Source organism: Mesorhizobium hawassense (assembly GCF_003289945.1).
Taxonomy (GTDB): domain Bacteria; phylum Pseudomonadota; class Alphaproteobacteria; order Rhizobiales; family Rhizobiaceae; genus Mesorhizobium; species Mesorhizobium hawassense.
Genome location: NZ_QMBP01000011.1, coordinates 91,425 through 116,823 on the forward strand (window position 1 = coordinate 91,425; position 25,399 = coordinate 116,823).

Here is a 25,399-nt window from a genome sequence, read left to right on the forward strand (position 1 = left end):
CCGGACCGGTTGGAATTGCCTCAACTTACCGCGGCATTGACGTGCGGCCAGACTTCGACCGCACCGCGATAGACCATGTCGAGCGCGACATAGAGGATGATCAGCAGGCCGATATACGCGATCCACCGATAGCGGTGCAGGAGCCTGGCGATAAAGCTCGCCGCGAGGCCCATCAGCGCGATCGACAGCACGAGGCCGATGACCAGCACCGGGAAATGATCGCGCGCCGCGCCGGCGACTGCGAGCACATTGTCGAGCGACATGGACACGTCGGCGACGACGATCTGCAGCGCCGCCTGCCCAAGCGTCTTGCGCCGCGCCTTACCAGCGATCGCCTTGTCGCTGTCGAGGTCGGAATTGGCCAGCGCCTCCGTGGCTTCATGCTCGTCGGCATCGGAGGTGCGCAACTCGCGATACATCTTCCAGCACACCCAAAGCAGCAGGATGCCGCCGGCCAGCAGCAGGCCGACAATGGCGAGCAGCTTCACCGTGATCGCCGCAAAGAGGATGCGAAGCACCGTCGCTGCAATCACGCCGATGAGGATTGCCTTCTTGCGTTGATCCGCGGGCAGTCCCGCCGCCGCCAGGCCGATGACGATCGCATTGTCGCCGGCGAGCACCAGGTCGATGGCAATGACCTGAAGCAAGGCGGTCATGCTTGCGGCGCTGAAAATATCCATCGGCTGGAGGCCCTTTGCTGTTCGCTGAGTCTCGATCGTCGACTGTCCTGACGCCCTAACGTGTATGGTTCCCGCGCGTCAAGAGAACAGGCCGGGACCAGCTCTTTCGGGGCATCCTGGGTCCACCGGATATCAAAGGAATTTTGCGGCTGTTGTGTCGATTGGCGAGGTTCGCCCGATGGCCGATCAGTCGTAGAGATTATATCTGGCCCAGTCGGATTCCGGGATCTCGTCGCCGATCTTGTAGCGGAACTGCAGCACTTCCATATGGTCCGGCGCGGTCTGGCATTTGAACTTCAGCCGATACCACTGACCCTTGCTGCGAAAGGCGGCACCGGAGCTCTTGATGGCGTCGGCGCTCATCTGCGGCGTGCCGAAGGCGTAGGCCACGACGCGGTCAGCCTTGTAGTTGTGATCGTCGTGACTGATCCGGTCGAGCACCTCGGCGTCGCACCGCTGCTCGAGGCGGGTTTCGGGATCGAGTTTCATCAGGCCGGCACGCAACGCATTGTCCATCGCCTTGGCCGGCAAGACCGGCGCCAACGACGCCAGAACCATCAGGCAGAGCTTTTTCATGGGCGCGACAAGCAGCATATTTTGTCCGAGAAATCAAATAAACGCTGTTTCACCAACGGTTGACCTCGATCCTGGGCGTCGGATCGGGTCGGGCCCATCAACCAATGCAGGCGGCGCACAACTCTTGGTGACCGCGACTTGCAGAATCGCTAATCCATACGAAGGCGCCGGATCGGCGCAGAGGCCGTTACGTTCGTGCATCTCCTCTGCCGAAGCCGCGATATGCCCAGAAAAAGTCAGCCCTGACGTCCCGCGTCCGACCTTCATGCTAGGCCGCCATGGCGCCGCTCGGCAGGTTGACCGGCACGTCGACTGCGCGGCTCGCCGGCAGGAAAGTTCAGGAAATCCAAACGGTTCAATACTTTTTATAACAGCCGGACATAAGCCTGATTACTTGCGTGAGGTAACAAATCCGTGAAGTCACTCGGGTCTTGATAGTTGAAGTGAAGTTGACAAGGCGGTTCCCTTGGGTCACGCCACGTGAGTACGGGGACGGGTTGGTTGGACGGCCCGGGGGGAATGCGGCAATGAAGACTATCGGTGTGCCCGCGATTGGGCTGAAGGCTCTGCGCCGGTCAGCCCGGTCCAGCGTGTTCGCGATGCTGACGAGCACCATGCTGCTTCTGCCCGTTGGCAGCGCGCTGGCCGCAGTGAAGGTCGGCGACTCCATCTACAATCCCGGCACCGGCAATTTCGAGACGGTCGTCCAGATACCGTCGCCGCCCAACGGCTGGGTGGTGACCGCGGTTTCCTCCGGCAGCGGCACCACCTTCAACGCCGTCATCGTCTCGCCGCCCGCCGTCAACAGCACCTTCGTTTCCGGTGGAACGACCTACAAGGTCCTATCCTACACCACGACGACCGTGAGTGGCCAAAGCTACTACACCGGCATCGTTGTCGAGAACGAGACCGACTCCAACCATCCGCAAAGCACGCTCAACACCTACCAGCTCAATGTTCCGACCGCGGGCGGCGGCAGCGGAGCGTCCGGCACCGGCGGCACCGTGACCCAGGGCAATGACGTTCGCTTTGTCGACCGGCAGACCGGTTCTAACGGCTCGGGCGGCTCGAATGCCTACGGGATCGAGATCAACTTCGGCATTCTCGGCAGCCTGACAATCGGTGTGAGCGGGTCCGATGGCCAGCCGGGCGGCAATGGTCCGACGATCAACGACACGCTTCCGGTGGGCACCAGCTACAGTTCCAGCCAGCCCGGCAAGCCCGCTGTCGAGATCGTCAGCATTGGTGGCGATGGCGGCAAGGGAGGCGATTCCTACGGCAATCAGGACGCGCGCCAGGGCGGCGCGGCCGGCCAGGGCGGCGACATCACGCTCAATTCGGCCGCGACCATCACCACCGACGCGGTCGGCGCCGATGGCATCTTCGTGATGAGCAAGGGCGGCCAGGGCGGCGCCGGCGGCAACGGCTATATCTTCAGCCAGGGCGGCTCCGGCGGCCCGCCGACCAAAGGCGGTACAGTCACCGTCACCAACAGCGGCCAGATCACCACGAACCAGGACAAATCTGTCGGCATCTTTGCGCAATCGATCGGCGGCGGCGGTGGCAGTGGAGGCGACAGCTTCGGCATTGTGGGCCAGCCTGGCTCGGCCTCTGCTGGCGGCGATGGTGGCGTGGTCACGGTGACCAACACCGGCGTCATCCAGACCATGGGCACTCGATCCTACGGCATCTGGGCGCAGTCGCTCGGTGGGAGCGGCGGCAATGCAGGCGATTCCGGCGGCATCGTCGCGCTCGGCAACAAGCTTGGATCCGGTGGTGGCACCGGCAATACCGTGACCGTCAACAACAATGCCGGCGGCAACATTACAACCTACGGCGTTGGCGCCTTCGGCATCCTGGCGCAGTCGATCGGCGGTGGCGGTGGCGATGCGGGCGGGGCGGGAGGCCTTGTTGCCATTGGCGGTGACTCGGGTTCCGGCGGCGACGGCAAGACCGTGATCGTGAACAACCACGCGAATATTACGACCTACGGCGGCACAGACACGAGCGTCACAGATCTAGGCCCAACCATCAAGGATGTCGGCGCGGATGCGATCGTGGCGCAATCGATCGGCGGCGGCGGCGGCAACGGCTCGGGCAGCGGCGGCCTGGTCGCCATCGGCGGCGAGGGCAGCACCGGCGGCGCCGGCGGGGCGGTGTCCGTTACCAATGACGGCACGCTCATCACCACCGGACCGAGGGCGCGCGGCATCTATGCCCAGTCGATCGGCGGCGGCGGCGGCAATGGCGGCGATTCAGGCGGCCTGGTCGCCATTGGCGGCAAGGGCTCCTCCACCAGCAATGGCGGCACGGTCACCGTCAACAATACCGGCATCATCGCGACCGCGGGCACCGCCATCCAGGCGGAGTCGATCGGCGGCGGCGGCGGCGATGGCGGCTCCAGCGGCGGACTCTTCTCGATCGGCGGCTCAGGCGGGGGCGGCGGCGACGGCCAGAACGTCATCGTCAATTCGTCAAACCTCTTGGCGACAACCGGCGACAATTCGGTCGGCATCCTCGCCCAATCGCTGGGCGGCGGCGGCGGCAATGGCGGCGGTTCCTATACGGTCGGTGAAGCCGTGGCAATCGCCATTGGCGGCTCCGGCGACAAGGGCGGCAACGGCGGATCGGTCGAGGTCAACCACGTGGCCACGCCGGGCAATCTCAGCGGCCTCCTCGCCTCCGACATCACCACCGGCACGCGCACGACCAATTTTCTTGGCCAAACCGTCGTCACAGGCGCCAAGGCCTATGGCGTCTTCGCGCAGTCGGTTGGCGGCGGCGGCGGCAGGGGAGGCCTTGCGGTCGCAGTCTCGACCGCCACCTCCGGCGCCGGCGCCAGCTTCGCGCTCGGCGGCAAGGGCGGCCCCGGCGGCGACGGCAAGGACGTGACCGTCAACTACAAGGGCGACATCACCACTCAGGGCGACGGCGCCTATGGCATTTTCGCGCAGTCGGTCGGCGGCGGCGGTGGCGATGGCGGCGGCGCCGTCGCGGTGAGCGGCGGCGGCGCGTTCAATTTTGGCCTCGCCATGGGCGGCGCTGCCGATGTCGGAGGAAGTGGCGACATCGTCACCGTCAACACGACCGGCGGCACGATCGAGACCTACGGCCTTCAGGCCCACGGCATCTTCGCGCAGTCGGTCGGCGGTGGCGGCGGCAATGGCGGCTTTGCCGGCGGCGGCACGATCGGCGCGGTCGCGCTGACCGTCACCCTCGGCGGCAAGGGAGCCGCGGGTGGTATCGGCAAGGCCGTTACCGTCTACAACGCCTCCTCGATCATCACCCATGCGGACGGTTCAATCGGCATCAACGCGCAAAGTCTCGGCGGCGGCGGTGGCAATGGCGGCTTCTCCATCGCCGGCGCGCTTGCGGTCGGCGCGATATCGGCCGCCATCGGCGGCGATGCCGGCGACGGCAGCAGCGGCGGAACCGTCACCGTCGACAACCAGGGGAACATAGTCACCTCGGGCGCCAAGGCTTACGGCATCTTCGCGCAGTCGGTCGGCGGCGGCGGCGGCAATGGCGGCGGGGCGATCGCCTTCTCGCTCGCTGTTTCGCCAGATCCCGAGGAGATCCCTGCTGTCGCAGTTTCGGTCGCCGTCGGTGGCAGTGGCGGCACAGGCAGCATCGGCGACACGGTGCGTGTCACCAATGGCGGCAACATCACCACCCATGGCACCGAAGCCCACGGCATCTGGGCGCAATCGGTCGGCGGCGGCGGCGGCACCGGCGGTTACGCCGGATCGGGCTCCGGCTCGTTGGGGCCGGGCGCCAATATATCGGTCGCCGTCGGCGGCACGGGCGGCACTGGCGGAAACGGCGGCGCCGTCTTCGTCGATGCCGGCAAAAACGAACTTGGCGACGTCGTTGCCGGGTCTACAATCACCACCTACGGCCTCGGCGCCGACGGTGTCAGGGCACAGTCGATCGGCGGCGGCGGCGGCGACGGCGGCTTCGCGATCGGCGTGAATCTCGGCATCAACAACAGCAATTTGCCGCTCGCGTCCATCGGCGTCACCGTGGGCGGCCAGGGCGCGCTCGGCGGCGACGGCTCGACCGCGACAGTCAACAACTGGTCGGTCATCCGTACCTATGGCGACAATTCGGCCGGCATTTACGCGCAGAGCGCGGGCGGCGGCGGCGGCGATGGCGGCAACGCGATCACAGCGGTCGGAAGCTGGGCCAACGCGACCAGCTCGAGCGCGCAGAACACCAACATCTCGGTGGCGGTCGGCGGCAACGGTGCGCTGGCGGGCGACGGCAAGGACGTTGCCGTCAACAACCACGGCAACATCGAGACAGGCCTCATCACCACCAGTACGGACATCGCCGGCGATACTGTGACCACGGGCAACAGTGCCTATGGCATCTTCGCGCAGTCGATCGGCGGCGGCGGCGGCATCGGTGGCCGCGCCAATTCGATCAACGTGCTGGTCGGAAAGGGCGAGGCTCCCCCGGATGCGCTGATAAACGTCGCCATGTCGGTCGCTGTCGGCGGTCAGGGCGGCGCCGCCGGCGATGGCGGCCACGTGACTGTCACCAATGACGGCAGCATCACAACCAACGGTTCGCTTGCCGACGGCATCTATGCGCAGAGCGTGGGTGGCGGCGGCGGCGCGGGTGGCAACGGCATCCTCGGCACGGACGAGTTGATTCCGGTTCCAGCGGCCCTGATCGCCAACCTCGCCTTCGGCAAGACCAAGCTTTACAGCTCACTCGGCGCAGCCGTTGGCGGCAATGGCGGCGGGTCAGGCATTGGCGGCCTTGTCGAGGTCACCAACACCGGCAACATCACCACGAAGGGCAGCAATTCCAACGGCATCTTCGCCCAGTCGGTGGGCGGCGGCGGCGGTGTCGGCGGCAAAGGCAACATCGGCGCCACCGGTACGATCGGCGTGGGCGGCAAGGGTACCAGCGGCGGCGATGGCGGCATCGTCCACGTCACCAACAACGGCAACGGCAAGATCGAAACCTTCGGCGCGGCCTCCAACGGCATCTTCGCCCAATCGGTGGGCGGCGGCGGCGGCGTCGCCGGCAATGTCGATCGCGTGCTCGCGAATGGGCTGGGACCGCTCCCGGCGCTCAATCTCGGCATCGGCCTTGCCTTCCAACAGGGCGGCGGCAGCGGCGGCTCGGGCAAGGATGTCACGGTCGATGGCAATGGCGCGATCATCACCCACGGCTCGTCCTCGGCCGGCATCTTCGCCCAATCGGTCGGCGGCGGCGGCGGCATCCTCGGCACGCTCGGCAACGAGTTGATCCCGGGCGTCAGCACCGTCACAAACTGGGCTGTCGGCAGCAATGGCGACGCCGGCGATTCAGGCATCGTCCACGTCAACTATGCCGGCACGATCGATACCTATGGCGCCGGCTCCATCGGCATCTTCGCCCAGAGCAATGGCGGCAAGAAGGACGCGACGCAGAACTATCTCGGCACCGCAGGCAACGTCACCGTCGATCTCGACGGGTCGGTCGTCACCCATGCCGCCGGCACCGACGCCATCGTCGCGCAGAGCAAGGCCGTGGACGGCAATGGCACCATTGCCATCAATCTGACGAGCGCATCCGGGAAGGTCCTGGGTGGCGCCACCGACGCGAACCATATCGGGGTCGGCGTCTGGATCATCGACGGCAACAACAACACGGTCAGCAACAAGGGCACGATCACGACCGCGAGCGGCACGGCCGGCGGCTGGGCGATCCTGTCCGGCGACGCCAAGGAGGCGGTCACCAATTACGGCACCGTCACCGGCTCCTTCGATCTCGGCGCCGGCGCCAACAGCTTCACCAATGCGGCCAATGCCATCTTCAATGCAGGCGCCGACGCCAAGCTCGGTGCCGGCAACCTGTTCGCCGACAGCGGCTATTTCTCGCCGGGCGGCGACAACAACGTGATGACGACCAACCTCGTCGGCAATTGGAACCAGGCTGCGACCGGCGCCTACAAGCTCGACGTCGACCTCGATCCGCAAGCCGACCTCATCGACGTCACCGGCACCGCCGATCTGGCTGGCGCGGTCGATCTCAACATCATGGATGCGGCCGCGGCGAAGCCCGGAAGCCAGACCTTCCACATCCTGCATGCCGATGGCGGCGTCTCGCACACCGGACTGGAACTCAGTTCGATCGCAAGCGCCGTCGCGCAATATGAGTTGCAATATCAAGGCGCCAACGACGTCTATCTCGGTGTCGACATCAGCTTTGCCCCCACCGGCCTGACCGGGAACCAGATTCCGATAGCGAACGCAGTCAACGCCATTCAGAGCGGCCCGACCTCGCCGGATTTCCAGAAGATCGCCGAGGCGCTGTTCTACATTCCGACGGTGAGCCAGCTTGGCGCCGTCTACGATTCGATCTCGGGCGAGGGCGTTTCCGGTGCCGAGCAGCCGCAGTTCGGTGCCTATGAGAGCTTCTTCGCGTCGATGGGCCGCCAGGCCGATTTCTGGCGTACCGGCGTCGGTACCGATCCGACGGATCACACGGTCACGCCGCAGGCTTATGACGAACCGGCGAAAACCAAGAAGGATCCATTCAAGGCCCTGCAGCCCGACCAGCGGCGCTGGAGCTATTGGGCGAGCGCCGGCGGCAATGGCGGCGAGATCAGCGGCGATGCGGCCGTGGGCAGTGCCGGCACGACCTACAGAGGCGGCAACCTCGCCGCGGGCATGGAGACCGCCGGCGATCCCGACATGCTGGTGGGCTTCGCGCTGGGCGCCTCGGCGGGTTCATTTGTCGTCGACGACCGCCAGACGTCGGGCAACATCGTCGGCGCCCGGGCCGGCGCCTATGTCGCGCGCAAATGGGACCAGTTCTACATCGACGGCGCGCTCGCTTTCGGCCTCTACAACAACAACATCCACCGCGCCACGGCCGTGCCCGGCTCGGCCTCGCCGATCGATCCCATAGCCGGTTTGACGACCGAGGATTGGCGCAGCAATTTCCTGAGCGCCGGTTTCGGCACCAACATCGAGGCGGGCTGGCGACAGCAGGTGGGCGAGGGCGCGATCACGCCTTTCGCCGGGCTGCAGTTCGCGTTGCTGTCGATGGACGCTTTCGACGAGACTTCGCCAGACGGCGGGGCGCTTGGCCTGAGCTTCGACCACCGCGTCATCACTTCGCTGCCGACTTCGCTTGGCCTGCAGATCGACACAACGATCGGCGTCGGCGACGGCCAGTCGCTGCAGGCCTGGGGCCGCGCGGCCTGGGTGCATGAATTCGAGACGGATCGTTCGGTGAAGCCAAGCTTCCAGGCGGCGCCGGGCACCTCCTTCGTCATCGAGGGCGCCTCGGCGGCCGAGGACGCGGTTGCCGTCAATGCTGGGCTGAAGATGAACTGGGGCTCGAACACCTCGATGTTTGCAGCCTTCGACGGCAAGTTCGGCGACGGCTTGCAGAGCTATGGCGGCGATGTCGGCTTTAAGCTGAACTGGTAGGGGGGGGCGAGGTGAGGTCGACGCTCGCTCGATAGAAGTCGAGGCGATCATGATCTTCCCGTAGCCATTCCACCGTTTGGTACAAACCGGTCCGCAACGTCGTTTGCGCGATCCAGCCCAACTCGGTGGCCGCGTGCCGGGTCTCGGCCCGCCAGATATCCGTATCCCAGTCTCGATCGGGCATACTCTGCCAATGCGGCTCGGCCTCGCAGCCAGTCGTTTTGCCTACGAGCTCGACGATTTCGCCGAGCGTGGTTTGTCGACCGGTGCCGATGTTGAATATTGCTCCGGGGTCCGCGAGCGGACGCGTGGCCACAAGGATCAAGGCGTCGATCACGTCCTCGATCCAGACGAAATCCCGAGCTGTGTCGGGATTTGCAAGCGGCGGCCATTTCCCGGCCATCGCATGAAGATACAGTGACGGCACGAGGCGTCGCGGCTCTTCCCATGGCCCGTAGACCGAGTAGAGGCGGAGCGTCGGCATGCGGACGCCTGATTGTCGCGCGAGATCGCGACAGAACGCGGTCGCGGCGGCCTTCGAGATCGCATAGGCCCCTTCGGGCTCGGTCGGTTCATCCTCGGAAGGGGCGTGCCGCTTGCGACCGTACTCCAGCGAACTCCCGGTATGCACGAAAGCCTCGACATTCGCATTGAGCGACGCAAGCGCCAATGTGCGGGTGGCTTCCAGGTTCGTGTTCGCGATCCTGGCGGCGTCGGTCTGCCACGAATATGCACCATGCGCCGCCAGATGGAACACGTAGCGGGGCCGCAGCCGCCGCAGCAGCGTCTCCACCGACGATGCGTCCGTCAGGTCGACCACATGCGTCGAGAGCCTCTTCTGCCTGTCGGGAACACGCCAGGTCGCGAAGCCCGGCCGCAGCAAGAGACCGACCTGCCAATCCATCGACAGCAGTCGTCTGACCAAACTCGCGCCGACAAAGCCGCTGCCGCCGGTCACGACGACGCGCTGCATCTCAACCGGCCCGCATTCCGGCGAAGTCGCCATAGTCGAAGACATCGAGATATTGCCAGGCGGCCTCGGCGATCTTCGCATGCTCCTCGGACGAGAGTTCCGCAGCCGTCGCGCGATTGGCGTCCGGTGTGGCGCGGCGGATCGTTCCCCACGGGTAGACTTCTCGCAAGGCCTGGCCGTTCCACGTCGGCACCGAAAGTGCGTCATCATCGTCGATGCCCAACGCGGACAGAACCGGCGCCAGGGCCCCGCGCGCGTCGGACACGACATCTTCCAACCTGACGATGTGAACCCGGTCCGGATCACGTTTGCGGGCAAGGAGCGCATGGTACTGGTTGAGGCACCAGGCCCGCATGTAGTCCGGCAGGCGCATGGGGACGGGCCGCTTCTTCGTATCGGCATAGGCGGAGAACGGGTTGCGCACGATATGCAGCATGTGGGCGCCGGGCATGGCCGCGAGGATCGCCTCGGAGTCCACCGTGATGATCGGGCTGTAACCGACATAGACCTTTTCGCGACCGCTGCGGTTGTAGTCCCTCCAGGCGTCGAAGGTGGACCTGAAGAATGCCGCGACGTTGTTCGCCGTGCCGCGGCCGCTGGCCCTCACATAGTCGATGTATCGGTCACAGCGCCCATCGTCGTTGAAATCGAAGGCCATGTCTCGAAACTTGCTGACATGGGGTGTGCGGGCGCGCACTTTGCACTCTTCGTCGATGATCAGTCTGTAGTCGTCCACCGGACTTGCATCGAGCGGAAAGACCGGCCAGCGGTATTTGACCGGGAACAGCGATGTCAAAGCATCATTGACGAGCCGTGTGCCGATCTGCGACTCGAACGGATAGACGAACAGTTCCGGGTGGCCGTCGAGAAACCGGTGCGTGGTGTTTCCGCCATTCTCGTACATGGCGCCGAGCATCAGCAAGCGAAAGCCGTCGGTCATCAATTTTCCCCTGCATGATTTCTGGAAGCGGTTTGCCACGCGTAGAACAATGTGCGCTCCGCATCCGGCTGCCTCTCGAGGCCGTCAAACGGAAGACGGTCGATCAGCGACGATGGCACCGCCTCGATCGCGAAAATCTGGTTACCGGCCGGCCAGATCAGGCTGGCCAGGATGCGGCCGGTCTTGACGTCGACCGCGTGCAGCCCGCAGACACATTCGTCCGGATCGAGGCCCGGCGCGTAGGCGCGAAAACGCGGGATGATCCGCGAGGTTCCCCCGATCGCGATGTCGCCGATCGAGCACAGGCCCCTAGTCCAGCCGGGCAGGCGCGCGACGAGTACCGAGCTGCCGTCCTGTTCGCAATTCACGATGCTGCCGAGCCCGCTGTTGGCTACCCATAAGGCTCCGCCGACGAAGCGAGGCGAGTGCGGGCGGGTCAGCCCACGCGTCATCGGCAAGCGGGTCGCGCCGCTCAAAACCACGCCGCGTGCTTCCGGGGCAAATTCGATCTCGCCTGGTCGCGCGCCGAGGAGATCGTCCTTGGACGCGGTGAAGTAGCTTTCCGCGAGGCTCCGCCCGGCGGCGATGCCGTTGAGCTGCAGATGGTTCAGACCGAAATCCGCTCCCGTGGTTCCCTCGATGCATGACGGCCACCATACCCGCCGGCTGTCGCCGCCGGCCGGGAAGGCCACGATGGCGTTTTCGCCAACCGCGCTGGCATGAAGCTCGGAGCCGATCATCGCCAGATCGTGCAGATAGGTGCTGCCGGGCAGGAAGCGGGCGCTCGCAGGCATCAGCACGCGACCGGCAAAGCTATTCGGGTCGAGATCCCGGCGCGGCAGAAGCCGGTCCGCCGGCCGCAACGTGTAGAGCATATTCGGATTGCGTGTGCTTGCGACGTGGACTTGGACGGACGCCGCATCGAACGCGATGCCCGACGGATGCGGCAGCCGCAAGTAACTTATCCGGGGCGATCCCGAGGCCATGGAGAGCGCGATCAGCAGATGTTCATATTCGCGGCTGACCAGCAGGGTGACGCCGGCCTCGGCGAGAATTTGCCACCACGGCCCGGTCACCTCCGCATCGAGCAGGCTGCTGTCGACGGCTCCCGCGTCCTGCCATTGCGCCACGACTCCGGCCGGATCGCGCCACGCCTGATGGTCGTCCTGGAAACGTGCGTCGGTTTCGTCGCTCAATTTTGCAGTCTCATGCGCAGCGCTCCGCGATAGAGCCGCATGGCCGTCCGCCAGCCGGTTGTCGAACGACCGCCATGCCTGGGGCGGGAAGCCATGTCAAAGGGGGCGATCGAATATCCGTGGCGGCGACAGACCATGCAGAATTCCAGATCGATCAGGTCGTCGTCACGCTGCAGGTCGAGCAGCGCCGCGAAACGACGATGAAACAGCTTCGGCGTGCCATTGATGTCGCGCAAGCGCAGCCCGAACAGCAGCCGCGCCTCAAGGTTATATAACTCGGATCCGAGCGCGCGGAGCCATGCCCGACCTTGCTTTCGCTCGGCTTTGAGGATGCGGTCCGGCCGGCTCATTCCGATATCCAGCGCTCGCCGCAGATCGCCACCGCTGGTGCGCGCCGAATTCGTGTAGCACAGAAATTCTCCCCGGGCGGCCGCCAGGCCGGCCCTGACCGCACGCCCCCAGCCGGCATGGTCGGCGGACAAGGCGCGCACATTGGCATGGCGGGTTGCCAACTCCGTGCAAAGCATGGCGCTTTCATCACGCGATCCGTTCTCGACGAGGATGATTTCCCAAGGCACCGAAAGGTCGAGCAGGGCGGCCTGATATTCGCCGACCACGCCGGCGACATGATCGGCCTGGTTATGGATGGGAAGGATGATCGATACTGTCGGGCTCATTGGCAAATCTAGGAAAGCAATGTCTGAGCAGCAGCCGCAATCGCATCAGCGGTCAAGCCATTCTGTTCCAGCAACCAGGCTGCGCTGCCGCCACGGCCCAGGCCAAGCTGACTTGCCGCGAGCCGGCGGAAAGGTCTTGCCAACCGAGCCTCCGCCAGAACCTCGGCAACCAAGGAACCCAGCCCTCCTGCCTGCTGATGCGCCTCGACGGTCAGGACGGCCCTGGCATCCGCCAGCGCGGCTCGCAGATCCGCCAGTGGCGCAGGCGCAAGGCAAGGTACGGACAGCACCATCGCCTGCGTGCCGGCGTCTGCCAGGATTTCCGCGGCCCTGATGGTCTCGGCGACCATCGCACCGGTTGAAATGAGAAGCGCGTCCGTGCCCTGACGCAAAGTCTGAGCCCGCGCGACCTCAAAGTGATCGCCCGAAATCGCGACCCGCGGACTGTCCTTGCCCAGCCTGAAATAGATCGGCGACGGCGCCGACCACAGGCACTCGAGCGCCGCGGCGGTCTGGGGTCCATCGATCGGTGCAACGACCATCATTCCGGGCAGGGCACGCATCACGGCGATGTCCTCGAGGCTGTGGTGCGTCGGCCCGCCCGTGCCGTAGTCGAAGCCGCCGCCGACGCCGACGATGCGCACAGGCAGTTCGTGCGCGACCGGGCCGTTGCGGATGAATTCGTACGGCCGCAGGGTCGCGAAGGTCGCGATCGAATAGCAGAACGGAAGAAAGCCGGCTTCCGCCAAACCAGTGGCGACGCCGATCATGTTCTGTTCGGCGACACCGACATTGACGAACCTGTCCGGATAGGCCTGCGCAAACGGCTCCACGACGGAGAAGCCGAGGTCGGCCGTCAGCAACATTATGCGCCGATCGGAAGCGGCCAGTTCGCAGAGCGTGGCAATGAACTCGCGCCTCACGCCAGCGCCTCGCTCTCCGCAAGGGCTATCGCGTATTGCTCGTCCGACATCGGCAAATAGTGCCAATTCACCTGGCGTTCCATGAAGCTCACGCCACGCCCCGAGACGGTCCGGGCCAGCACCGCAAGCGGCTCATGGAGACTTGGCGTCAGCGCCTCGCGAACAGCGGTGGGTACATGCCCATCAACCTCCCGGACGGTCCAGCCGCAGCTCGCCCAGCGCTCAGCCATGCGACCTTGATTCAGGATCTCGGCGGTCGGGCCCAGCGCCTGCTGTCCATTGACGTCGACGATGGCGATCAAATTCGCGAGCCGGTGATGCCCAGCGAACATCGCGGCCTCCCATGTCGCGCCTTCATTGCATTCGGCATCGGACAACAGGACATAGGTGCGGCGATCCTTGCCGAGCAGGCGCGCGGCAAGCGCCGAGCCAGCGCCGATGGACAGGCCAAGACCGAGTGAGCCCGTCGAGAAATCGATGCCGGGCAGGTGATGCGTCGGGTGCACGCCAAGGCTGGAATCGTCGCCGCAGTAAGTTGCCAGCTCGCCGCGGCTCATCCACCCGCGCAGGAACAGAGCGGCGTAGAGGGCGAGGGCGGCGTGGCCCTTGCTCATGACGAAGCGATCGCGATCCGGATCGTCCGGCGATTTCGATCGTATCGCTCCGCCGTAAAGTGCCGCGAGGAGGTCGACCACGGACAACGCCGAGCCGATATGTCCGACATGGGCGCGGTGTGATTCTTCAAGGATCAGCCTGCGGAGGGCCCGCGAACTCAGAGGTTGCCGGTCAGCGAACAACCGATCGGCCTCCATGACAGCCCGTGGCGTTCATGGTAGTGGTGGCCGACATGCGATACCCTCCCGAATGACACGATATCCTAGCGCGTTATTTGCCATTCTTGAAAGGCGACCTGTTGCTCTTCTTTGCCTAGGAATATTGCTTGTCTGGCTCATGGCGGGCGTGCCGTTCATGAGGCTCGATGTCCCGACCAATTTGTGGAGCGACCGTATCTTCCTGTTGCTCCACGGCAGGCTGTTTCTCGATTGGCCGCATATTTTTCGAACGGACGCCGTTGGCTTTCCTGATGGGCTCGATCTGTTTGGCTTTCCCTTCACGGACTTCACCGAGCGCCTGCTGCAATTTCTGACGACGCGTCTGACTGGCGACGTCATCGTCGGCGCCAATCTCTATCTTATCCTGATCGTCGCGGCGAACTTCGCCGCCGCATTCTGGGCGCTGCTCGCCTTTCAGATTCGTGGCTGGTGGTGCCTCGCGGGCGCGTTCGCCTTTGCCTTCATTCCCTATTTTGGCGCGCGCTCGACCGGGCACGATTATCTGGCCGCCTACTATGCCGCGCCGCTGGCGTTCCTGATCCTGCCTCGCATCGTTGCGGCCGTTCGCGGTCGGTCGCTCGCCCGTTTCCTCAAGGATCCGCTCACGCTCGTATGCTGCGTGGTGATCGCCACGTCAGGAATTTATTACAGTTTTTTCGCGCTGCTGACCTGGGCATTCGCCGGGCTTGCGCTGGCCGCGCGGGAACGAAACTGGCGCTATCTGCCGGCCATGGCCTTTCCAGCCTGCCTGACATTGGTCGTGCTGGTGCCGATCCTGGCGTTCTTTGTCGTGGTCGCGCCGGAGAATGCCGGCACCGCAAGACTGGCATCCGAGCAACCCATATACGGCCTGCGCATCTCCGATGTGATCCTCAGGCTGCAGCAATTCGGCATCGCGCGGAACGCGCTGCAGAATTACATGGCGATCCGTGGGACAGCCGAAGGCGTCGACGTCTGGCCCGGTCCGGTTTTGTCGGCCTTCGCACTGCTTGCCGCCCTGTTCGGCGTCGTGCTGTCGCGCGAGCGCGGTCCTGAGGCCCGGCCTGATTATGAAAGGCTGGCGCCGACATTCATCGCCTATCTGGTCTTCTGCATGATCTTTTGCGTGCCCTATGGCTTGGGGTTGATCTTCAATCTGCTGATCGCGCCGGAAATCCGCGCGCAGAATCGGATCGCGCCGTTTTTTGCGTTCGCGACCCTGCTGGTGTTCTTCGGGTCGTGGCGGCACGTGGCGCTCTGGCTGCAATCGCGGCTCGGCCGTTCGATCGGCGGCGCAACAGCCGCGCTCGGTCTCGTTGCCCTTGTGCTTGTCAACAGCGCCGGCAGCCAAGCGCTGTTCGCGCGACAGCAGCGCGCCTTGCTGCGCCAGCCGGCTTTTGGCGCGGAGATGACGAGCATCCGCTCGACCTTGGCCGCGGCGGATGCGGCGGGACTGCGGCGGATCCTCCAGCTACCGGTGGCACAGTGGCCCGAGGCGCCGCCGATCCGCGACTTCAAGCCCTACGATCATTTCCTCCCCTTCATCTTCAGTGCCGCAAATAGTTCCCGGCACTGGAGTTACGGCGCGCTGGAGGGAACCGACGCCCTGTCGCGCCTGCAAGCTCTGGTGGGAATGGCGAACTGGCCCTGTGTCCTCGCGGAGTTGTCACCAGGCGACAAGTTCGATGCGGTGCTGATCGATCGTCGTGGCTACGATGCCGGCGAACTCGCGGCATGGGATAGTCAACTGACCGCATCCGGCGCGCGATTGGTCAACGACGACCCGGTTCGTCGCCTCTATCGCCTGCCGGCGTCGCAATGTTCGCAACCCTTGCTGCCATTCGATCGCTGGCTCAGCGCCGCCGCCGGCGGTGAAGCGCTCCTGGATCGGGGATGGTATCCGCCGGAGCCTTGGGGGCGATGGGGCAGGGGCACGACGCAACGCATACTCCTGCCCAATCGCGAGCTTGGTCAACGCGGCCTCATCCTGGATCTGCGAATGATGCAGCTCGCCGACAAGAATGGTCGAATTCCGCGCATCGAAGTGCGCGTCAATCAAACCCTGATAGGCACAATAAGCGCGGCGCGGCCGATGCAGCCGGAGGACCAGCGCGTCACGATCCCTCCGACGCTGCTGCCGCCGACGGGCTTCACGACGATCGAGCTGGCGCTCGAGGGCGGCCCCATACCCGCTTCAAACGTGACGCCCGGAGATGTCAGGTTGCTTGGGGTGGGTTTGATGGCGGTGCGTGTGCAAGAGGCAAAGTAGGACGACTTCAGCTCCCTGGGCAGCCTGTCATGCCGGGATGTGTGCGGGTGCCGCCGAGCGAGTTGACGCCGCGTTGCGGGCCGCTATAGAAGGCGAACCAGAGCCACAAAGTTGCAGTTCGTGTAGCGAATGCCGGTTTCATTCAACCCGGCAGGACCTGAAAGAGCAACGAAAGCAACCAGTTGGAGGGATGGCCGAGCGGTTTAAGGCACCGGTCTTGAAAACCGGCGTGGGCGCAAGTTCACCGTGGGTTCGAATCCCACTCCCTCCGCCATATGCGCGAGACACGCTGCCGCGCAAAATGCTGGCCCGCTGGCCAGCCAGTTCCGACACCCAACGCCGGCAAAGCTTACGAATCCGTATGTCGCCGGTTCTGAGGAAACCAGTTTAAATCGGCGTTGAGCAGTGTCTCCTGCTCAACGGGACAGCACTCCCGTTGCACCAAAATGGTCCGCTGTCATCTGTGTCTCAGTGGCAGCGGATCTGTGGTGATTTTCATTTTCTTGCGGTGAATGCCTTGCAGGCGGGCGTGAGTTCGCTGAGATGCCGCTTCAGGCATCCTGGTGCCTTAAGTCATTTGTCCATGCGAGACGTCCCGCTGGTTCCACAATGCTGCTATTGGCCATCGTAACCGCTCAGGTGCTCGATCCGGTCCGGATCGTGGTGCTGGGCATCATCTTCGGGGTGACGCGGCTGGCCTCCAACTGGACCGTGGGCCTCCTCGGTCTGGTCGTCGGCGCCGTCATCGTCGCGTTTGCCTTTCCGTTCCTGGTCCTGGGTCAGACAGGCATGCTCGCTGAGATGAGCGCCCTGGCCGGCCTGCTCGCCAATGCCCTCGTCGTTGCTGTCCTGATGGGGCTGACGCGGCTACGGCGCGGCCGCTCATGTTAGCCAATGTCTCCGGGAAATCGGGGCAGTGTCAGCCCTGTCACAATCTCGCCCTGTTGCGGCCATAATCGATTAACATCGTAATAAGCAATTCCTGTGCACAAAGGGATTGGGGATCAAGGTGTTGGCATTGGCGGACGCTTGGCTCCGTCGAGTGGCGGCACGGTAGGGGACAATCGAAAACATGCAGACTTCGGCGCGCCCGCGTCTTCGTCGCGCTTCTGCTTTCGCCCTGTGCGCCCTTTCGGGGCTGCTCTTGGCTGCTTGCGCCTCGCAGCCCGAACCCAAGAGCATGGTCTACAAGAAACCGCGCTCCAAGGAATACTTTGCCGAAACCGAATATGGCGTGAAGGCCAGCCCGCGCGTCCAGTTCATGCGGCGCGGCGGCGGCCGCGACCAGCTCGGCAAGCCCTACCAGGTGCGCGGCAAGTGGTATTATCCGAAGGAAGACAGGAAGGGCTTCACCAAGGTCGGGCTGGCATCCTGGTATGGCGACGCCTTTCATGGCCGGCTGACCGCCAATGGCGAAGTCTATGACACGATGCAACTCACGGCGGCGCATCCGACGATGCCGCTGCCGAGCTATGCCCGCGTCACCAACCTCGAAACCGGCAGCTCAATCATCGTGCGCGTCAACGACCGCGGCCCATACCACGAGGGTCGCATCATCGACGTCTCGCAGCGCGCCGCGCAGATGCTCGACTATGGCACGGCCGGCACCGCAAAGGTGAAGGTCGAATATGTCGGCCGCGCGCCGCTCGACGGCGATGACGACCAGTATCTGGTGGCGTCCTACCATCCCGGCAACAACCGGCCGGATCCGTCGGACGGCCTTCCGACTGGTGTGATGGTGGCCATGAACGGCCCGTCGCCGAGCCTCTCGGTGGGAGCGCCGCCGGCCGCCGTGCCGTTCCCGGGCCAGTTGACCAATTCGGGGCAGGCTTTTGCCGCGCAGCCGGGCCTGTCGGAGCAGCCGACCGTGCAACCGGCGGCATACTCGGTCGAGGGCGCCAGCGATGTCACGCTGCCCGATTTCGGACCGATCGTGCCGGAGCGGCCGGACCTCACCCTTCCGGCGAACTCGCCCTTCGCCATGGCTTCGCTTTCTTACGCGGATGAGCGGGTGAAGCGCGCCGATATCTTTGCGGCGCTCGATGCAGGCGGCATGTCGCCGGCCGACGTCCTGCAGTCGTGGCGGAAATCGAACCGCCAGGAACAGGCGCCCGGATCGGACTATGTCGCCGCCGGTTCCTTCGACGAAGCCACCGAGGCAAAGCGCGTGGCGGCGGCGCTCAAGCCGTTTGGCCGGACCGAGATCCAGCGCACGGAACTCGACGGCAATGACTGGTATGCGGTCAACGTCTATCCGGACGGCCATGGCAGCATCGACGACCTGCTCAAGGCTGCCTGGTCGCATGGCGCCCCGGACGCGCTGGTTGTGCGTAACTGATCAAATTCGCACGAGCCGTTGTTCCAGTCGAAAGAACCCTGATAGTTTGGCCACGGGGTAGTCTTTGCGCGATGCCGGGGCGGAAAAGCCGCTCAGCACTTTCCGGTATCGCCCAGATCGGGTCGACATTCATGCAGTTGCGCCTTTTTCCGCCATTCGCCAGCATTCTGGGATTGGTGCTGTTGGTGCTTTGCACCGTTCCGGCGAGCGCGCAGCTTTTCGAGACCAAGGCGACGCAGGCATTCATGATCGATGCCGACACCGGCACGGTGCTGTTCGCCAAGGATCCCGACAAACCGATCCCGCCGGCCTCGATGGCCAAGCTGATGACGATGGAGATGGTCTTCAACGCCATCAAGTCGAAGCGCATCACGCTCGACGACACGTTCGTCGTCAGCGAAAATGCCTGGCGCACCGGCGGGGCGCCGTCGGGTACTTCGACCATGTTCGCCAAGCTCAAATCTGAGGTTCGCGTCGAGGACCTGATCCAGGGTGTCACTGTGCAGGCCGCCAATGACGGGTGCATCGTGCTTGCCGAGGGCATGGCCGGGTCGGAAGCGAATTTCGCCGCGCAGATGACGGATCGCGCCCGCCAGATCGGCCTTTCGAAATCGACCTTCGTCAATTCGACCGGCCTGCCGGCCGACGGCCAGCAGACGACGGTGCGGGAGCTGACGATGCTGGCGCTGCATCTGTGGCGCGATTATCCGGAGTTCTTCCACTATTACGGCCAGCCGGACTTCACCTGGAACAAGATCGCGCAGCGAAACCGCAATCCGCTGATCGCCATGGGAATAGAAGCCGACGGCTTCGTGGCCGGCGCCAGCGAGCAGGCGGGGTTCGGCCTGGTCGGCACCGTCAGCCACAACGGCATCCGTGTGATTGCCGCGCTCACCGGGCTGGCGAATGACCGCGAACGCTCCGAAGAGGCGCGCAAGCTCCTCGACTGGGGCTCGCGTTCCTTCCAGAAAACCGAGATTTTCGCCAAGGACGAGGTGGTCGGCGAGGCGCAGGTCTTCGGCGGCGCCAAATCCGGCCTGGCCTTGAAAGCGAAAGGTCCCGTAGACATCTTTCTGCCGATCGCCAACCGCGACAAGCTGACCGCCAGGATCGTCTATCAGGGCCCTGTGTCGGCGCCGGTCGAGGAAGGGCAACCGGTCGGAGAGCTGCGCGTCTGGATAGGCGACACGCTCAGCCAGCAGACGCCGCTCTACGCCGCCGAATCGGTGAAAGTGGGCACGCTGCCGCAGCGTGCGCTCGACGCGGCCAAGGAACTCGCTGTCGGCTGGCTGCGACAGAAACATTTGTAATCGGGCAAGTTCGTGGACCTTTTGTCGGACGGGAGCTATGACAGCGGCCAGCACGGGCAAAGGCAGTCTCGATTGGCGAGCGGATTTTTCATCACCTTCGAGGGCGGCGAAGGAGCAGGCAAGTCGACGCAGATCGAGCGGCTGGCGCGGCGCATGCGCGCCAAGAAATACGAGGTCCTGGTCAGCCGCGAACCGGGCGGCTCGCCCGGCGCCGAGGCCGTAAGGCACGTGCTTCTGTCCGGGGCCGCCGAGCCTTTCGGGCCGAAGATGGAGGCGATCCTGTTCGCCGCCGCGCGCTCCGACCATGTCGAGCAGGTCATCCGGCCGGCGGTCGAGCGCGGCTCGATCGTGCTGTGCGACCGCTTCATCGATTCCTCGCGCGTCTACCAGGGCGTCACCGGCGGCATCGATGCCGATTTCATGAAGGCACTGGAGGCGGTGGCCATCAACGGCATGATGCCGGACATGACGCTGATCTTCGATATAGATCCCGTTGAAGGCCTGAAGCGGGCGACCGCTCGGCGTGGCGCCGGCGATGCCGCCGATCGCTTCGAGAAGGAGACTCTGGATATCCACCGGCGTCGGCGCGAAGCCTTCCTGGCGATTGCCGCGGCAGAGCCGGAGCGCTGCATCGTCGTCGACGCTTCCGCCGATCCCGATACGGTTGAGAATGTCGTCACCGCCGCCGTCTTCGCGGCGCTGGAAGCGCGGATACCGGCGCAAAGGAAGCAGACGGCGCCGGCATGATATTCGAACGCATCGCCCCAGAACAGCACGATACGCTCGACGGCGTGCCCGAGCCGGCGGAAACGCCGCGGTTGATCGGCCACGCGACGGCGGCGGGCATGCTTGCGGGCGCCTACCGGGCCGGCAAGCTGCCGCATGCGCTCATCTTTGCCGGACCGCACGGCATCGGCAAGGCGACGCTGGCGTTCCATCTGGCGCAGCACCTTTTGAAGCATCCGGATTTCAAGGCGGCGCCCGACACGCTTGCCGTACCCGATCCGGCTTCCTCGCTGTTTCGCCAGATCGCCACCGGCGCGCATCCTTCGGTGCTGCATCTCACGCGTCCGGCCAACGACAAGACCAAGAGTTTCAAGACGGTTCTGACCGTCGACGAAATCCGCAGGGTCAGCCGCTTCCTGTCGATGACCTCGCATGACGGCAGCTACCGCGTCGTCATCGTCGACCCGGCCGACGACATGAACATCAACGCCGCCAATGCTCTGCTCAAGAATCTCGAAGAGCCGCCGGCGCGCACTCTGTTCATTCTGATCGTGCATGCGCCGGGCAGCCTGCTGTCGACGATCCGCTCGCGCTGCCAGATGGTGCGGCTGGCGCCTTTGGCCGCCGATGAGCTGATGGCGGTGCTGGAGACTGTCGAGCCGCCGCCGCCGGACGATCCGGCCGCGCGCGCGGCACTTGCCGAGCGGGCAGGGGGCAGTGCCCGCAACGCCATCCTGCTCACTCAATATGGCGGGCTGGAGATCGCCGGCGCGCTCGACACGCTGGTGACGGCCAGGAAGCCGGACATTGCCAGCGCCCACCGCCTTGCCGAGGCCGTGGCGGGACGCGACCAGGCGATCCAGTTCGACATCTTCAACCGCCGCGCGCTCGACCTGCTTTCGGCCGCCGCCAGCGAAGCAGCCTTATCGGGCGACCTCGCCAGGGCCAAAACCCTGTCGGAGGCTTGGCACGAGGCGCTGAACACGATATCTGAGGCCGAGACCTACAATCTCGACAAGAAGCAGCACGCCCTGACCATGATCGACCGCCTGAATTCTGCAATGCGAATGTGACGGTGCATGCCGTCGCCCCATGACCGGGGCCACTTTGGCGGCATGCAACGGGATGGCAATCGCCGCCCCGATGCGATATCCACCGCCACAACTCACATTCAGACATTCATGACGGTTCATTCATGTCACGCGAAAAGTTTTACCTCACCACTCCGATCTTCTATCCGAACGGCAAGCCGCATATCGGTCATGCCTATACGGTGATTGCCAGCGACGCGCTTGCTCGCTTCCAGCGTCTCGACGGCAAGGATGTGCTGTTCCTCACCGGCACCGACGAGCATGGCCTCAAGATGCAGCAGACTGCGGAGAAGGAAGGCATTGCGCCCCTGGCGCTCGCCGACCGCAATTCGGCAATCTTCCGCTTGATGACCGAGACGGTCGGCGCCTCGAACGACCAGTTCATCCGCACGACCGAACAACGCCACTACGAATCCTGCCAGGCGATCTGGAAGGCGATGGCCGCCAATGGCGACATCTACCTCGACCGCTACAGCGGTTGGTATTCGGTGCGGCAGGAGGCCTATTTCGACGAGAGCGAAACCACGCTCGGCGAGGATGGCGTGCGCCGCGAGCCGCTTGGCTCGCCGGTCGAATGGAATGAGGAGGAAAGCTACTTCTTCCGGCTGTCCGCCTATCAGGACAAATTGCTGGCGCTCTATGAGAGCCAGCCCGACTTCGTCGGCCCGACCGAGCGGCGCAACGAGGTGATGAGCTTCGTCAAGTCGGGACTGAAGGACCTGTCGATCTCGCGCACCACCTTCGATTGGGGTGTGCCCGTGCCGGGCGACGACAAGCATGTGATGTATGTCTGGGTCGACGCCTTGACCAACTACATCACCGCGGCCGGCTATCCCGACACCAAGGCCGAGCAATGGCGCTACTGGCCGGCCACGCATATCATCGGCAAGGATATCGTGCGCTTCCACGCGGTCTACTGGCCAGCTTTCCTGATGTCGGCAGGCATTCAACTGCCGAAGCGGGTCTTTGCCCACGGCTTCCTGTTCAACCGCGGTGAGAAGATGTCGAAGTCGGTCGGCAACGTCGTCGATCCGTTCACCATGGTCGAGCATTACGGCGTCGACCGGGTACGCTATTTCTTCCTGCGCGAGGTGCCGTTCGGCCAGGACGGCAGCTACAGCCACGAGGCGATCGTCAACCGGACCAACGCCGACCTCGCCAACGGCCTCGGCAATCTGGCACAGCGCTCGCTGTCGATGATCGCCAAGAACTGCGGCGGCGTGGTGCCGAAGCGCGGCGAGCTGGCCGAGGCCGACACGGCGATCCTCGACCAGGCCGTGGAAGCGCTGGCCGTCGCGCGCCGGGCGATGGCGGAGCAGGGCATCCATCTGGCCCTCGCCGCGATCTTCGGCGTCGCGGCCGAAGCCGATCGCTATTTTACGTCCCAGGAGCCCTGGGCGCTGAAGAAGACCGACTCGGAGCGCATGGAAACCGTGCTGTGGACGACTGCCGAGGTCGTGCGGCGCGTGGCGCTTCTCAGTCAGCCCTTCGTTCCCGGATCGGCGGCGAAGCTGCTCGACCTGCTGGCGGTACCGGCGGACGAGCGTGCTTTCGAGCATGTCCATGCCGACCATGCGCTGATGCCGGGTACGGCCTTGCCGGCGCCGGTGGGTGTGTTTCCGAGATACGTGCAAGACGGCAACGCCTGATGCTGGTCGACAGCCATTGCCATCTCGACTTTCCGGACTTCGCCGAGGAGCGGGCGGCTATCGTCGCCCGCGCCCGCGCCGCAGGGATCGGCCGCATGGTGACGATCTCAACGCGCGTGAAGCGCTTTCAGCAAATACTTGAAATCGCTGAAACTTTCGAGGAAGTCTATTGCTCGGTCGGCACCCATCCGCACAATGCCGCCGAAGAACTCGACGTCACCGCCGACGAGCTGGTGCGGCTTTCCGGCCATCCAAAAGTGGTGGCGATCGGCGAGGCCGGGCTGGATTACTATTATGACAAGGCGCCGCGCGATGCGCAGGCGCAAGGCTTTCGCACCCATATCGCCGCCGCGCGCCGGACTGGCCTGCCGCTGGTCATCCATTCGCGCGACGCCGACGACGACATGGCGGCGATCCTCGAGGACGAGACAGGGAAGGGCGCCTTCCCTTTCATTCTGCACTGTTTTTCGTCCGGGCGCAGGCTGGCCGAAGTCGGCGTGGCGCTGGGCGGCTATGTCTCCTTCTCAGGCATCCTGACCTTCAAGAACTCGACCGAATTGCGCGCCGTCGCCGCCGACGTCCCGCGCGACCGGCTGCTGGTCGAGACGGATGCGCCCTACCTCGCGCCAATCCCGTATCGGGGAAAACGCAACGAACCGGCCTATGTGGCGAACACGGCGAAGGTGCTTGCCGAGACTATCGGCGTCAGCGAGGCTGAAATCGCCGATATCACCACCGGGAACTTCTTTCGGTTGTTTACCAAGATGCCGCGTCCGGACATGGCGGCAGGCTGAGACATGGGCGACCGGCTGCGCTTTACCGTTCTTGGCTGCGGCTCGTCGCCAGGCACGCCGCGCATCACCGGTGACTGGGGCAATTGCGACCCCGCGAATCCAAAGAACCGGCGCATGCGCACCGCCGCCCTGGTCGAGCGGATTGCCGCCAATGGCGCGCGCACCACGGTCGTCATCGACACCGGGCCGGATTTCCGCGAGCAGATGCTGATGGCTTCGGTCAGGCGGATTGACGCCGTCGTCTATACCCATCCGCATGCCGACCATATCCACGGCATCGACGATCTGCGCGGCTACGTGCACGACCAGCGGCATCGGATCGACATCCATGCCGATGAGCCGACGATGCGCCGGATGCGCGAGGCGTTCGGCTATTGCTTCGAGACGCCGCCCGGCAGCTCGTATCCGCCGATCGTCAAGGCTCACATCATCGATCACGCGATACCGGTGGTGATCGAGGGCGAGGGGGGCGCCCTCACCCTCGAGCCGCTGCCGCAGTTCCATGGCGAGATCATTTCACTGGGTTTCCGGATCGGCGGGCTTGCCTATTGCCCCGACATCAGCGGCTTCCCAGACGCCACCGCCGAGCGCTTGCGCGGCCTCGACATGCTGGTGATCGACGCGCTGCAGCACAACACGCATCCCAGTCATCTGTCACTCGGCCAGGCGCTGGGCTGGATCGAGAAACTGGCGCCGGCCAAGGCCGTGCTGACGCACATGCATGTGCCGCTGGACTATGCCGCGGTGATGGCCGAGACCCCGGAGCACGTGGTGCCGGCTTATGACGGCATGGTGATCGAAATCCCTTACGAGTCAGCGCGATAGCGACGACTGCTTAGTTGGCGTTGCAGCTCGTCTCTCGTGGTGTTCAGCCATGATCCGAATTCTGGAATCGCTACATAGAGCGATTCACGGAGTTCGCAATCAGCGGTGAAAGCCATGGCAATTACCGGGTCTGTGCCTGATACGAGAGTTCCATAATCTATCTTATGCGACTTACGGATGCCGG

Annotated in this window: 18 protein-coding genes and 1 tRNA gene; 11 read left to right on the top strand and 8 right to left on the bottom strand. The window is 64.6% G+C overall.

The window, feature by feature from the left end:
• Positions 1-20: 20 nt before the first annotated feature.
• Together DPM33_RS21920 and DPM33_RS21925 are read right to left on the bottom strand one after the other, a co-directional pair.
• Complete coding sequence (locus DPM33_RS21920) at positions 21-680, bottom strand: TerC family protein (RefSeq protein WP_112099520.1); 660 nt, start codon at positions 678-680, stop codon at positions 21-23.
• 186 nt (positions 681-866) lie between these two features.
• On the bottom strand, positions 867-1,274 hold the full coding sequence (locus DPM33_RS21925) for a DUF930 domain-containing protein (RefSeq protein WP_112099521.1): 408 nt from the start codon (positions 1,272-1,274) through the stop codon (positions 867-869).
• Between the two features lie 509 nt (positions 1,275-1,783).
• Here DPM33_RS21925 and DPM33_RS37470 point away from each other — a divergent pair.
• Positions 1,784-8,692 carry a hypothetical protein gene (locus DPM33_RS37470; RefSeq protein ID WP_112099522.1) on the top strand — a complete coding sequence of 2,303 codons (6,909 nt, stop codon included), beginning with the start codon at positions 1,784-1,786 and terminating at the stop codon, positions 8,690-8,692.
• On the opposite strand, the gene DPM33_RS21935 is transcribed toward DPM33_RS37470, so the two are convergent.
• Genes DPM33_RS21935 through DPM33_RS21960 form a run of 6 tightly spaced genes read right to left on the bottom strand, consistent with a single transcriptional unit; the run spans position 8,676 to position 14,213 of the window.
• Positions 8,676-9,665 carry an NAD-dependent epimerase/dehydratase family protein gene (locus tag DPM33_RS21935; protein WP_167449176.1) on the bottom strand — a complete coding sequence of 330 codons (990 nt, stop codon included), beginning with the start codon at positions 9,663-9,665 and terminating at the stop codon, positions 8,676-8,678. The genes DPM33_RS37470 and DPM33_RS21935 overlap by 17 nt on opposite strands.
• Position 9,666: 1 nt before the next feature.
• Positions 9,667-10,605, bottom strand: coding sequence for a sulfotransferase (locus tag DPM33_RS21940; protein ID WP_112099524.1), 939 nt, complete (start codon positions 10,603-10,605; stop codon positions 9,667-9,669).
• Positions 10,605-11,801 (bottom strand): DUF4915 domain-containing protein, encoded by a 1,197-nt coding sequence (locus DPM33_RS21945; protein WP_167449177.1) that lies wholly within the window; start codon positions 11,799-11,801, stop codon positions 10,605-10,607. Before DPM33_RS21945 ends, DPM33_RS21940 begins: the two co-directional genes overlap by 1 nt.
• Positions 11,798-12,478: a glycosyltransferase family 2 protein gene (locus DPM33_RS21950; protein ID WP_112099526.1), complete on the bottom strand. Its 681-nt coding sequence runs from the start codon at positions 12,476-12,478 to the stop codon at positions 11,798-11,800. The genes DPM33_RS21945 and DPM33_RS21950 overlap by 4 nt, the downstream gene beginning before the upstream one ends.
• A gap of 8 nt (positions 12,479-12,486) precedes the next feature.
• Positions 12,487-13,401, bottom strand: a complete 915-nt coding sequence (locus DPM33_RS21955; protein WP_112099527.1) for a transketolase family protein — start codon at positions 13,399-13,401, stop codon at positions 12,487-12,489.
• The gene (locus DPM33_RS21960) at positions 13,398-14,213 is read right to left on the bottom strand and encodes a transketolase (RefSeq protein WP_112099528.1); all 816 of its coding nucleotides are present in this window, start codon (positions 14,211-14,213) and stop codon (positions 13,398-13,400) included. The genes DPM33_RS21955 and DPM33_RS21960 overlap by 4 nt, the downstream gene beginning before the upstream one ends.
• Between DPM33_RS21960 and DPM33_RS21965 the strand changes: the two genes are divergently transcribed.
• The 10 genes from DPM33_RS21965 to DPM33_RS22010 all read left to right on the top strand — a co-directional run bounded on the left by DPM33_RS21965 (position 14,212) and on the right by DPM33_RS22010 (position 25,215).
• Positions 14,212-16,482, top strand: a complete 2,271-nt coding sequence (locus DPM33_RS21965; protein WP_146770305.1) for a hypothetical protein — start codon at positions 14,212-14,214, stop codon at positions 16,480-16,482. The genes DPM33_RS21960 and DPM33_RS21965 overlap by 2 nt on opposite strands.
• A gap of 184 nt (positions 16,483-16,666) precedes the next feature.
• A tRNA-Ser gene (locus tag DPM33_RS21970) sits at positions 16,667-16,756 on the top strand.
• Positions 16,757-17,100: 344 nt separating this feature from the next.
• Positions 17,101-17,373 (top strand): hypothetical protein, encoded by a 273-nt coding sequence (locus DPM33_RS21975; protein WP_146770306.1) that lies wholly within the window; start codon positions 17,101-17,103, stop codon positions 17,371-17,373.
• Positions 17,374-17,554: 181 nt separating this feature from the next.
• The gene (locus tag DPM33_RS21980) at positions 17,555-18,820 is read left to right on the top strand and encodes a septal ring lytic transglycosylase RlpA family protein (RefSeq protein WP_112099531.1); all 1,266 of its coding nucleotides are present in this window, start codon (positions 17,555-17,557) and stop codon (positions 18,818-18,820) included.
• Positions 18,821-18,951: 131 nt separating this feature from the next.
• Positions 18,952-20,130, top strand: coding sequence for a D-alanyl-D-alanine carboxypeptidase family protein (locus DPM33_RS21985; RefSeq protein ID WP_112099532.1), 1,179 nt, complete (start codon positions 18,952-18,954; stop codon positions 20,128-20,130).
• A gap of 72 nt (positions 20,131-20,202) precedes the next feature.
• Positions 20,203-20,877, top strand: coding sequence for a dTMP kinase (tmk, locus tag DPM33_RS21990; protein WP_112099533.1), 675 nt, complete (start codon positions 20,203-20,205; stop codon positions 20,875-20,877).
• The gene (locus DPM33_RS21995; RefSeq protein WP_112099534.1) at positions 20,874-21,929 is read left to right on the top strand and encodes a DNA polymerase III subunit delta'; all 1,056 of its coding nucleotides are present in this window, start codon (positions 20,874-20,876) and stop codon (positions 21,927-21,929) included. Before tmk ends, DPM33_RS21995 begins: the two co-directional genes overlap by 4 nt.
• Positions 21,930-22,051: 122 nt before the next feature.
• Complete coding sequence (gene metG, locus DPM33_RS22000; RefSeq protein ID WP_112099535.1) at positions 22,052-23,596, top strand: methionine--tRNA ligase; 1,545 nt, start codon at positions 22,052-22,054, stop codon at positions 23,594-23,596.
• Positions 23,596-24,390 carry a TatD family hydrolase gene (locus DPM33_RS22005; protein WP_112099536.1) on the top strand — a complete coding sequence of 265 codons (795 nt, stop codon included), beginning with the start codon at positions 23,596-23,598 and terminating at the stop codon, positions 24,388-24,390. Before metG ends, DPM33_RS22005 begins: the two co-directional genes overlap by 1 nt.
• 3 nt (positions 24,391-24,393) lie before the next feature.
• Positions 24,394-25,215, top strand: a complete 822-nt coding sequence (locus DPM33_RS22010; RefSeq protein WP_112099537.1) for an MBL fold metallo-hydrolase — start codon at positions 24,394-24,396, stop codon at positions 25,213-25,215.
• The last annotated feature ends 184 nt before the right edge of the window (positions 25,216-25,399 follow it).

What these genes read in the sequence shown, in the direction of transcription:
- DPM33_RS21920 (WP_112099520.1), bottom strand. Translation starts at nt 680, where the DNA reads ATGGATATTTTCAGCGCCGCAAGCATGACCGCCTTGCTTCAGGTCATT.
- DPM33_RS21925 (WP_112099521.1), bottom strand. Translation starts at nt 1,274, where the DNA reads ATGCTGCTTGTCGCGCCCATGAAAAAGCTCTGCCTGATGGTTCTGGCG.
- DPM33_RS37470 (WP_112099522.1), top strand. Translation starts at nt 1,784, where the DNA reads ATGAAGACTATCGGTGTGCCCGCGATTGGGCTGAAGGCTCTGCGCCGG.
- DPM33_RS21935 (WP_167449176.1), bottom strand. Translation starts at nt 9,665, where the DNA reads ATGCAGCGCGTCGTCGTGACCGGCGGCAGCGGCTTTGTCGGCGCGAGT.
- DPM33_RS21940 (WP_112099524.1), bottom strand. Translation starts at nt 10,605, where the DNA reads ATGACCGACGGCTTTCGCTTGCTGATGCTCGGCGCCATGTACGAGAAT.
- DPM33_RS21950 (WP_112099526.1), bottom strand. Translation starts at nt 12,478, where the DNA reads ATGAGCCCGACAGTATCGATCATCCTTCCCATCCATAACCAGGCCGAT.
- DPM33_RS21965 (WP_146770305.1), top strand. Translation starts at nt 14,212, where the DNA reads ATGACAGCCCGTGGCGTTCATGGTAGTGGTGGCCGACATGCGATACCC.
- DPM33_RS21960 (WP_112099528.1), bottom strand. Translation starts at nt 14,213, where the DNA reads ATGGAGGCCGATCGGTTGTTCGCTGACCGGCAACCTCTGAGTTCGCGG.
- DPM33_RS21980 (WP_112099531.1), top strand. Translation starts at nt 17,555, where the DNA reads ATGCAGACTTCGGCGCGCCCGCGTCTTCGTCGCGCTTCTGCTTTCGCC.
- DPM33_RS21985 (WP_112099532.1), top strand. Translation starts at nt 18,952, where the DNA reads ATGCAGTTGCGCCTTTTTCCGCCATTCGCCAGCATTCTGGGATTGGTG.
- DPM33_RS21995 (WP_112099534.1), top strand. Translation starts at nt 20,874, where the DNA reads ATGATATTCGAACGCATCGCCCCAGAACAGCACGATACGCTCGACGGC.
- metG (WP_112099535.1), top strand. Translation starts at nt 22,052, where the DNA reads ATGTCACGCGAAAAGTTTTACCTCACCACTCCGATCTTCTATCCGAAC.
- DPM33_RS22005 (WP_112099536.1), top strand. Translation starts at nt 23,596, where the DNA reads ATGCTGGTCGACAGCCATTGCCATCTCGACTTTCCGGACTTCGCCGAG.
- DPM33_RS22010 (WP_112099537.1), top strand. Translation starts at nt 24,394, where the DNA reads ATGGGCGACCGGCTGCGCTTTACCGTTCTTGGCTGCGGCTCGTCGCCA.